This is a genomic window from Raoultella sp., from assembly GCF_039594335.1.
Taxonomy (GTDB): Bacteria; Pseudomonadota; Gammaproteobacteria; order Enterobacterales; family Enterobacteriaceae; genus Klebsiella.
This window is the reverse complement of the sequence record NZ_JBCNNS010000003.1, coordinates 1-9,593: the sequence shown is the minus strand read 5'-3', so window position 1 is coordinate 9,593 and position 9,593 is coordinate 1. Positions and strand designations below refer to the sequence as shown.

Annotated in this window: 10 protein-coding genes and 1 tRNA gene; 3 read left to right on the top strand and 8 right to left on the bottom strand. The window is 44.9% G+C overall.

The features are described from left to right. The first annotated feature begins 36 nt into the window (after nucleotides 1–36). Nucleotides 37–1,779: an ATP-dependent nuclease gene (locus ACZAHD_RS00975; protein WP_462455129.1), complete on the top strand. Its 1,743-nt coding sequence runs from the start codon at nucleotides 37–39 to the stop codon at nucleotides 1,777–1,779. Further along, nucleotides 1,752–1,899 (top strand) — tRNA-OTHER (locus tag ACZAHD_RS00970). The genes ACZAHD_RS00975 and ACZAHD_RS00970 overlap by 28 nt, the downstream gene beginning before the upstream one ends. Before the next feature lie 211 nt (nucleotides 1,900–2,110). Here ACZAHD_RS00970 and ACZAHD_RS00965 read toward each other — a convergent pair. Beyond that, nucleotides 2,111–2,800, bottom strand: a complete 690-nt coding sequence (locus tag ACZAHD_RS00965) for a hypothetical protein (RefSeq protein WP_462455128.1) — start codon at nucleotides 2,798–2,800, stop codon at nucleotides 2,111–2,113. A gap of 274 nt (nucleotides 2,801–3,074) precedes the next feature. Here ACZAHD_RS00965 and ACZAHD_RS00960 point away from each other — a divergent pair, with 274 nt between their 5' ends. Then, nucleotides 3,075–3,299: a hypothetical protein gene (locus ACZAHD_RS00960; protein WP_416427950.1), complete on the top strand. Its 225-nt coding sequence runs from the start codon at nucleotides 3,075–3,077 to the stop codon at nucleotides 3,297–3,299. Between the two features lie 875 nt (nucleotides 3,300–4,174). On the opposite strand, the gene ACZAHD_RS00955 is transcribed toward ACZAHD_RS00960, so the two are convergent. From ACZAHD_RS00955 to ACZAHD_RS00925, 7 genes are all read right to left on the bottom strand, one after another. After that, nucleotides 4,175–4,759 carry a hypothetical protein gene (locus ACZAHD_RS00955; RefSeq protein ID WP_462455127.1) on the bottom strand — a complete coding sequence of 195 codons (585 nt, stop codon included), beginning with the start codon at nucleotides 4,757–4,759 and terminating at the stop codon, nucleotides 4,175–4,177. Nucleotides 4,760–5,058: 299 nt separating this feature from the next. Then, nucleotides 5,059–6,933, bottom strand: a complete 1,875-nt coding sequence (locus tag ACZAHD_RS00950; protein WP_462455126.1) for a hypothetical protein — start codon at nucleotides 6,931–6,933, stop codon at nucleotides 5,059–5,061. Beyond that, the gene (locus ACZAHD_RS00945) at nucleotides 6,930–7,421 is read right to left on the bottom strand and encodes a hypothetical protein (RefSeq protein ID WP_462455125.1); all 492 of its coding nucleotides are present in this window, start codon (nucleotides 7,419–7,421) and stop codon (nucleotides 6,930–6,932) included. The genes ACZAHD_RS00950 and ACZAHD_RS00945 overlap by 4 nt, the downstream gene beginning before the upstream one ends. An 11-nt stretch (nucleotides 7,422–7,432) precedes the next feature. Further along, the gene (locus ACZAHD_RS00940) at nucleotides 7,433–8,209 is read right to left on the bottom strand and encodes a hypothetical protein (protein WP_462455124.1); all 777 of its coding nucleotides are present in this window, start codon (nucleotides 8,207–8,209) and stop codon (nucleotides 7,433–7,435) included. A gap of 26 nt (nucleotides 8,210–8,235) precedes the next feature. Beyond that, the gene (locus tag ACZAHD_RS00935; protein WP_462455123.1) at nucleotides 8,236–8,412 is read right to left on the bottom strand and encodes a hypothetical protein; all 177 of its coding nucleotides are present in this window, start codon (nucleotides 8,410–8,412) and stop codon (nucleotides 8,236–8,238) included. A gap of 399 nt (nucleotides 8,413–8,811) precedes the next feature. Beyond that, nucleotides 8,812–8,979, bottom strand: coding sequence for a hypothetical protein (locus tag ACZAHD_RS00930; RefSeq protein WP_462455122.1), 168 nt, complete (start codon nucleotides 8,977–8,979; stop codon nucleotides 8,812–8,814). Between the two features lie 9 nt (nucleotides 8,980–8,988). Continuing rightward, nucleotides 8,989–9,593 (bottom strand): protein kinase domain-containing protein (locus ACZAHD_RS00925; RefSeq protein WP_462455121.1); only part of this gene is annotated, 605 nt, incomplete at its 5' end.

Sequence of the window (9,593 nt, the reverse complement as noted above, 5' to 3'; positions counted from 1 at the left end):
TAACTTTGAATCCATTATATGTAAAGGAAAAATAATATGAACCATACTCCCCCTTTATCTCTACCAACGATTAACTTCAAGGAAATAACCTTTAAATGTGGCAAAACCATACATCTTGGCGAGAATGATAAAATAATCATTGTCGGCCCCAATAACAGTGGAAAATCACAGACCCTACGAGATATATTTTCAATTTCCGCACAAACAAGCGGGTTTGAAAAGTTAGTTGTTGAGGATGTTTTAATTAATAAAAACATCCCCCAAGCACAACTTGATAAATTCTTAAAAGAACACGCGGAATACATCCCCCCAAACTATCATTATGGCTCATGGCGATTATATGAAGGTTATATCAACCAATGGAGCGGGAAATATTTAAACGGCCACCTTGCCGATGGCTTTATAAAGAATATTAGTGCAAAAGAAAGACTTGAGATTTGCGAGCAACAAAAAAGCGTATCCCCTAATGAACCGAAGACCAAACCTCAGCACATCTTGTATGATGACGACCAGTTGATGCAAAAAATAAGCAAACTATTTTATAAAGCATTCAATCAAGAACTTATGTTTGATTTTAAAGGTGGTAGCAAACTCCCTATCCATATTGGAGAAATACCTAAAGGTGATGAATTTATTGATAGGCAAACGAATCTTTATAGAGATGCTGTCCGAAAGAACCCACTACTTGATATGCAAGGGGATGGTGTCAAAAGTTATGCAGGCATCCTTTTCGAAACGCTAACAAGTAAACACGATATGATTCTACTGGATGAACCAGAGGCTTTCTTGCACCCACCACAGATGAGAAAACTTGGTGAAACCTTAGCTTCAGAAGTTAAAGGGCAAATGATTGTCGCCACTCATAGCAGCGATATCATGCGTGGGTTCTTAGAGGGTACTAAAGGAAATGTCAGAATTATCAGAATTCAAAAAAATGAAAACGGAAATTTGATTCACGAAGCAAATTCAGAGGCTATAAAGGAATTATGGAGTAAACCTAACCTTCGTTTCTCGAATGCTCTTGATGGTATTTTCCACGAACAAATTATAATTTGTGAAGATGATAGTGATTGTAGACTTTATAATTACACCGCAGAATGGCTGAAAAACAATAATAACAATCAACTACTGGATACATCATACGTCCCTGCTGGCGGTAAAGCAGCAATACATGGGATTGCATCTGTTTTAAGAAAAGTGGGCGTTCCTACAAAAGCTATCTTTGATATTGATTTTCTTTCTGATAAAAAATTGATAGAGGATACTGTAAAATCTTTTGGTTCTGACCCTACCAATATTCTAAAAGAGTGGGGTAAAGTAGATTCATTTGTTCGGAAAGGAATTAAGCCCAAAACCATTGAAGAAATTAAAAAAGAAATCGTTGAAATCATTAACGAATCAAAACCTGATGAATTAAAGAAAAGTGATATTCAGGATGCCATGAAACAAGGGCAAGCATGGAGTGCGCTAAAACAAGCAGGTGCGGCGATATTACCAAGTGGTGATGCCACTGTTGCATATGAAAATCTAATTTGCATGCTAGAAGAAACAGGTATCTATATTGTTCCTGTTGGTGAAATTGAGCGTTTTAATAAAAAAATTGGGGGGCATGGTCCAAAATTTGTATCAAAAGTCCTTTCAGAACACTCACTTGATGAAAAGGAATTTGATGACTTAAAAATATTTGTTGAAAAAGTCCATAAAGGTCCACATTCAGTCTTAGATACTACTCCAATTGATGGCGATAAAGTGGCGGTAGAAATGGCGAAAGATGGGTGATTTTTGGCAAACAGTGGCAATCTATGTCAATGATAAATAACGCAAACCATTGATTTTCGGTTGTTCTGGTAGGGACTCATAATCGCTTGGTCGCTGGTTCAAGTCCAGCAGGGGCCACCAGACACCGCAAGGGCTGGCGAGAAATCGCCGGCCCTTTTGCTTTACTTGGGGGTCCCGTGGGGGTGCCATCAGGGGGTAAGGCCGGGTATAAATCGCTTGGTCAATTTATACGGAAAGGTTGTTAAGGTTGTTTTTCGCTTCGCAGGATTACTGCTCGTACAGCAGGTATGAAAAAGGCCGCAAGCGCAGCCCATGAAGAATATTATCGATATCAAAGCCCAAGGCTTTTCTTGACCAACTCACCCACTATCGGCCACATAACCGGCTGCACCGATTCCCATACAGACCCGCACGCTCTGGCAAGTAATGATTTGGCTTCTTTTCCATCACCATCATTCGCAGCAGTAATTGCCGCCTGGATCCCTGTTTTTTGCTCTGCCGTTATTGGTTTGCCTTGTTCTTCCAGAATAGTGATGAGCCTTGCCACAATGTCCGAATCAGCGCCGCCAGTAATCGCCATTGATTGTTGTACCGCTTCACCGGCTGCCAATTGTGTATTATTAAAATTACCACCATGTATGTTTACGGTGTTAATCACTCGCTGTACTCGTTGCTGAGGACGATTCGGTGCTTTCCTTGCAGCCTTATAACCTTCCTCAGTCAAAAATGCATACTCACGCTCGCTGTAAAGACCAATAAAAACAAAAGCCGAGTTCTGGTCATTATCATGGGCCTTCAAAGGTCCTGTAGAAATCAGTTTTTTGTTTTCTAACTCTTTGAAAGCGACCTCAAAATCGACTTCGTTTATATCCTCAACATTGCAAACAGCAGTTGCAAGAGCATCAATTTTCGGCCCGACATAGCTACTATGTAAGTCGCTAGCAGATAGCTTCCTTTCAGAAAAATCAGCCAAAAGTGTCCCTAAAATTTGCTTTGCCGCCTCGTCAAGTTCTCCAGCCATCTTCATTCCCCTTTCCGATTAAAGACCATTAAACAGAAATGGCCTAACTCTTGTTAAAACAGTTGACTAACATTCTGTTTCAGAGCGCTAATTGATGCAATACATAATAAAAAATGAAATATCCTAACAGAACGAGTAAGCTAAAAACGTAAAATCGGCGCTGTCATCGTAAGGCGACAATTTGATACGCATACTGAATTATCACAAGAGGTGATTGATTGGCAGGGTGCTATCGTTGCATAAAATTTACTAATGATAATAGAGGGTTATAATCATGTTGAATGTTTCCGATCTAAAAATTATAGCTAGTAATGGCGGCGGAATGATTATCGATGCAAAGAAAATATTGGTATCAGACCTGAAAATTATAGTTTCAAATGCAAGTAACAAAGGTGGGAAAATCATCATAAAGAACCCTATGGTTTTATCCGCCTTAGACATGAAAATAATAGCAAGTAATTCAGATGGTTGTGTTATTTTTGACTTTTTTAACAATTAACAATTGATACTCAAAGGGTTAATTATTCGCCCCATTATGCTTTAGAGCTTCATACTCATTATTAGGCTTCAGTCTTATCATTATAGATTGAGGCCTCCCACCTACGGTTTCAACTTCAACGTAAGTATTTGATTTATCCGAGACCGTCACTTTGGTCGTCATGCTTTCAGTGAATTCAACCTTATGTGACAGGTAGACTTTTCAGGATATGGCACGTTAAAAATTTTAGCGGCTCAATGATCAGGAGGCTATCGCCGAGGTGCTGGCTTGCGCCAGTGATATTCTGGGGATGTCATCCGCTGGCGATGTCGGTCTTTGGCGGCCAGAGCGGTCGCTACCTGCGTCCGAATATCTAATAAATCTTTTCCATTCAGGCTCAGTCCCTGTTTTTTGGCGAGGTTGATGAGCGTTACCTCTATATCATTATGATTTAACATGAGATTAATCTCTCAGAGGGAATTTTTTTGTTATGGGTTTACGAAATATTTAACCCGGGATTTTGCATACTTTAATAAAGCCTATAATATGAGCAATGCCACTACCCACATCGCTTGAGATCTGTAACATGAAAATAAAAAGTATTATGGCTGTATCTCTCGTCCTCACTTCATACAACGCACTCGCTTTCGTATCACAACCTGTCGCTACAAAAGCAGCGAGTTCAATGCAGGCTGAAACCCTCGCCGACAACATCACCAACAATTTTTACAGTCGACAACAGACCGGAACATCTCAGGCAGTCAATATCGGAACCTGTACCGCCAGCCCGGTAAGTGGCTGTAACTGTCCTTTCTGTACGATGCTTCGCAGTCATAAAGCTTAAAAAACCAGCCCCAAAGGGCTGGAATAACAGGAGCCCGCTGGCACACTTTGCTTTAGTCGGTATCGTCGGCCAGGGCATACAGCAACGAAGGTATAACCCTCCGCATGGCTGTTTCTTCGGTTTCATCACTCATGAGAGTCAGAGTGTAATCCCGGCACTCGTAGATCAAATCATATGCAGACAGACCAAACGCACCGCCCGCGATGATCTGCCCGATTTCATCATCTGGCGTTTCAACAATCGACAGCCGGTAGCCGCCGAACGTTACAGGCGGGTTATAGGGGCCTTCGCTTACAAACAGCTCTACGGCCTTAGCGGCCAGTTGAGCGCGTTCGTCCGGATCCATCCCGGCCACCTTTTCGGCACCCGATGCCATAATGCGCTTAATCTCTGCAACGCTCATCTCTACCAGAGTGTTACTCACAACAGTACGACCACCGGATGCCACTACTTTGCTTTTCGCATTCTGAGCACGCGGATCATGGCTGTCACGGTAACGGGCCAGATAAGCGTCGCAAGCCTCCTGGTCAATCTTCCCGTCAATCCGAGCCGGGAATCCCTGCTTACTTTCCCAGTTGTAAAATGACCGGCGACTCATGCCGCTGTGCTCGGCGTACTGGCTTACTGACATTAACATAACAACCTACCTCGCTGACGAAGAGTGAACCCTGCACACCGACTGTGCACAAAGTGTGAAGGGTTCACACTTTTTAGACTGAATGTGTAAATCAAACTGTGAATCAAAAATTACCGAAACTGCCCGCTATCCCTTTCCACCACTCACAATTAACAAACCAATAACAAAAAGTGACAAGTGTGAAAGTGTGAATCAAATTCAAAACCTGTAGCTACAAAAACACTGCGGCGCGCAATGCCCGTGCCTTACAAAAGTCTCAGGAAGGACCCATTTTTGTAACGCGACGGTGGAAGGCCGCATCAATAGTTCATGGGCGTAATTATTTTCCCATTGTTTTCAACGTTGTAAGTTTTCCGCTCGCCTTTATCGTTAATCATCGTTATTTCCAGTCTCAATGGTTGTTCTGCAAGGGCGTCCGTAAGGGAGCGGGTTATATTTTCGGTTATTACGTTAACATTACTGTCTCCGTCCGCAGGAGACAGTATGGAAGAGGATCGTCCTCCACCTCCGGCACCAGAAATGATATCCCGGCGCTGCTGCGTCAGCCTTTCCGGGCTCCGCAAACCAGACCACCTGTCATCCATAATGGCTGACCGTATCGCGTTTTTCAGTTGCTCTTCTGTATAGGGCTGCGACCCCTGCTCATGCTGGATCATTGCCGCCATCAGCGTTTTCAGCACCTCAGGGCTGTGCAAATCGAGACGCTGCCGGGCGCTATAACCCGTTCTGGCGGATACATCGTCAATATATTGCTGTGTTTTATTCTCAGTACGCGGGGCATACGTATGAAGAATGCCGCCCGGAGTATTATTCCCCCGGTCACCATAAAGCATCAGTTGGCGAGCCATAGCCGACAGACCATCATCATCGCTGGCAAATGTGGAAAATTTGCCCCTCTTCCCGGTTGAGTTAGGTGCAGCTTTCAGGTTTCCGGGGTTATGATTTCGAAATCCCGGTGTGTTTTTACTGGCCGGGCTATAGGGGATCTGACCGCGTACAGGAGCGGGTCGGGTAATAGCGTTGACATCCCTCAGTAGTTGCCGGGATCGATCCTGGTTATAAAAATACTGGTGATATTTCTTCCTTGCTTCATCGGTCATAACGCCAGCAGTTAGCTGGTTTTTTTCATTCCCATTAAGTCTTTTCTGGAATTCAGGATCTGCCAGCGCTCTGCGCATCAGCTCTGAGTCGTCGCCTTTGTTTTGTCCGGCAAACCGCCCCATGGAAATGTTGTCGAAATTATTCGCCAGCATATCCGTAAAGCCATTCACCATATCGGTAAGGCCATTGGTATCAATAGAGGCATAAACCTTACGTTCAAGCTTTGATTTGAATCCGTCCCAGGAAGCGCTCGCTTCCTTCACAGCAACATCGAAGCTTGTCAGTTGCTGGTTAAGGGCGGGATCCACCGTCAATCCTACCTTATCCGCTTTTGCCAGAAGCCCGGCATACTTCGAGCCTTCGCGCAACAGTGTCAACATTTCAGGGGTTAACCCCATGGCATTAGCGAACGACTTCTGCTGGTCAGGACGAAGTTTAGGGAAAATCCTTGCGATGGATTCAAGCGTCTTTAGCGTATTTACCGAACCATCTTTGTTTTTCTCAATTTGTGCGCCTATCTGCGCCATAGCAGACATGACAACAGCATTTCCCGCACTGTTCGCTTCGTTGAGTGATTTAAAGATTCCCTCAATGGAAGAAGCAGCGCTTTCGCTATCGGCCCCCACAAGCTGAAGGGCACCTGAAAGGCGGGAAAAATCCTGAACGCTCATCGCGGTATTTTTCGCATGGGTGTCCAGGTCATAAGCGCCCCGAGCTGCCTCTTTGTAACTCTCGGCAAGTTTACCCGTTGCGTAAGCCACGCCACCGACGGCCCCAACAACTCCACCTGCCAGCCCCATTCCGGCAATTTTAGACGACATCTCCCCCACTATTTTTAATGGGGGGATCATGTCTCCGATAAACTGAACGTTATCGCGAGCCGTGCTGGCCATGATGTCCAGTCTGGAGTTATACCCATTCAGCCCATCAAGCGTCTCCTGTCCACCCAACTGTAACCCTTTCCGGGTCTTCTCCAGTTGAGGTTCAAGATTGCGAACAGCCTCGTCGATATGTGCTATTGCTTCGCTGACATGATCACCGGCAACCAGTTCAAAATCGAATGAATTACTCATGCTTCCTCCACCAGCGAATTAACGCTATTGGTGATGTCATCAAACGTAATGGGCTCTACAAACTTCTCCAGCGCCGACAGGGCAGCATTAAAACCTGCACGATAGCCGTTTGTGTCACCGTTAATCATGCTGTGCTGGAATGCCGCCATGTTCTGGTCTTCGGCATCAAGGAGCTCCCAGCCAGGATAAACCTTCTCCATAACTCGCCGGGTAAACTGACTAAGCTGGCGAGCGCGGCCCTGTAATCTGGCGATGGCCCGATGGTGCGGGCTCCCTTCGGCGATGAGATGAAATGCCTGTATCGGGTTTTGTTTTGCCTCTTTGCTCACCGCGATCAGATGTGCATCAGAATGGCGACATTCAGGGGGTTGCTCGTCTTCAACAGACTGCTGAAGCCGGTGCATGCGCTGCATATGGCGCCCGGGAAAGCCATATGCCTGCGCATCGGGCTGCGGCGGATTGAGGTGCTGAAAGTTCATAACGCTCATCACCGCACCTCTCATAGAGGAACCTGTGATTTAAGGAGTTCGGCTTCACGTGCCGGCCCTTCAATCTTGCCATTAACGCGACGAGTATCTCCCGGCAAGCTCACACCAGATGCCCGGATACGGTCATTACGGCGTGCAGCCGCCTGGGCGACTTCTTCCTGATACTCTTCATCAGCCTTGCGGCGAGCTCTCACATTTTCAGGCGACATCGGGTCGTAATCGTTTTGCATCTTCGATGCCATGCTGGCTAATGCCTTGACCTCATCCTCTGTCAGAGGTTCTTCCATTTTTTTCAATGCTTTGAGAGCGCTATTATGGGCAGCGTTGTAACCATTTGCGTCGCGATTCTGCGTCGAAAACATCAGCGCCGTGCGGGCTTTTTCTTCATCGTCCTGAAATTCCCAGGTTGGATCGTTCTCTTCCATAAATTTCATGGTAAAGACAGAAAGGGCCGCCGGTGACGATGCCAGTTTCAGCTTAATTTTCTTCGAAGAAAGCTCGGTCTCCTTCAGCAAACGAACCGCCAGAACCGGGTTATCTTTAGCTTCAGTCGATACCGCGACATTGTGGCCGCGACTGTGTTGGTTAGGGCGGTATACCTGGATATCGTCACTATCCTGTTTCAGTGGCTCATTACCGCTATCGGACTCGCTTTTCGTTTTGGTTTTGCCTGACAGATGCGAGAAATCGAACATGGATGGGTTTTCCTCAGAGAGTTGGGGCTGTTTTTTCTTACCTTTCGTACCGAACGCTGTTAGCGCCCATGTGGGTAATTTCATTAACGGCATTGGTTTTTCCTTTCCTGGCTGTGATGTTACTTCTCGCCCGCCTCATGCCGGTGGATGCCCTGGCGCAAAAGGTGACGCGCCAGCTCCTGAATGCTTGGGGCTGCGCCTACGGTAGAACGTCGGCATTCATCATCCCGGAGGCGCTGTAACCCTTCGAGAATCGGCTGATCAACAAGAATCGGCTTTTTATTCGTGACTGCCATTTCCTGACCTCCTGATACTGGTTAAACGTACAGACTTCTTCTGTATGGGGTTAACTTATGATCAATAAATTGAATCGTCAAGATAAAATATATTAATCACAAAATCTACGGGTTCTGTGAGGGGAACTGAATGCGTTGATGAATGAAGGGAGCCTGGTATCGGTTAAAGATCCTTCCGCGGGAGAAGGTGAAGAAGGGAGGTATGGAGATGGTGGAGCTCAAATTCTTCTTCTCGGTCGATTAGCTCATAGCATGGCTGAGCCTTGTTCTGCTTATTCATATATGAGGACTCCTTGAAATCAAGGGGTCCTAAATGCTCGCTTTCGATGAGGGAGAGGATGTTTTGCATGAGGTTGAAACACTTGAGGGAATACATGAAAAACCCGGCTCATGGCCGGGTTATTTTCTGATGCGTATATGGCTTTCTAAGCTGAGCATGGCATCGTTGAACTCTTTAATTTTTATCTCCCTCGCATCCTTTGAAAGGGCTTTCGCACCCCTTTTTGTTGGTGCTGTAGCCAGTTCATATCGACGAGGAAAAACTGTTGTATCCTCGTTTTTTTTCATCAAAACACCTTACTTTGTTAGAATCATTCGGAGATCTCGTTCGGTAACAGATTTAATACAATACTCTGAAATCTTTTGTATTTTCCCTGCCGCATTAACCCTCTTACCAGAACAGTCACCAGTATCACGGTCATATTCTACCTTTATAGTAGCATCATCCTTATAAGCTATCCATGTAGTTGTATTTTCATTTACATTCATTCGCCAGTTTAAAGATGGCGGGTCAATTTTTGACAGGTCGTTTAAAATATGCTGTACCGATTGGTATCTAGAAGACTTGTCTTTATCCAAACACTTATTAACTACTTTCATCAAGGACTTAGGAACATGGTACGGATATTTTTTAAAAGGAAACGATCCATCTTTTATTTTTCCATGTGGATTGCCAGATTTGCATATTTCATTAATTTCAAACTGAAACTGCTCATGACCAACCAACATCCTATACATAGTCATACCTGATTGATAAACATCAAATGTAAAATCCAACTCCTCATCAGTGAACGATTCCGGAGCTTGATGTTTAACATAAAGAAACTCTGGTGTTGCAAATCCATCTTCATTTATTTTCTCAGAAAGGCCAAAATCAGAAAGCATAGCCTCATCCCGGTCGG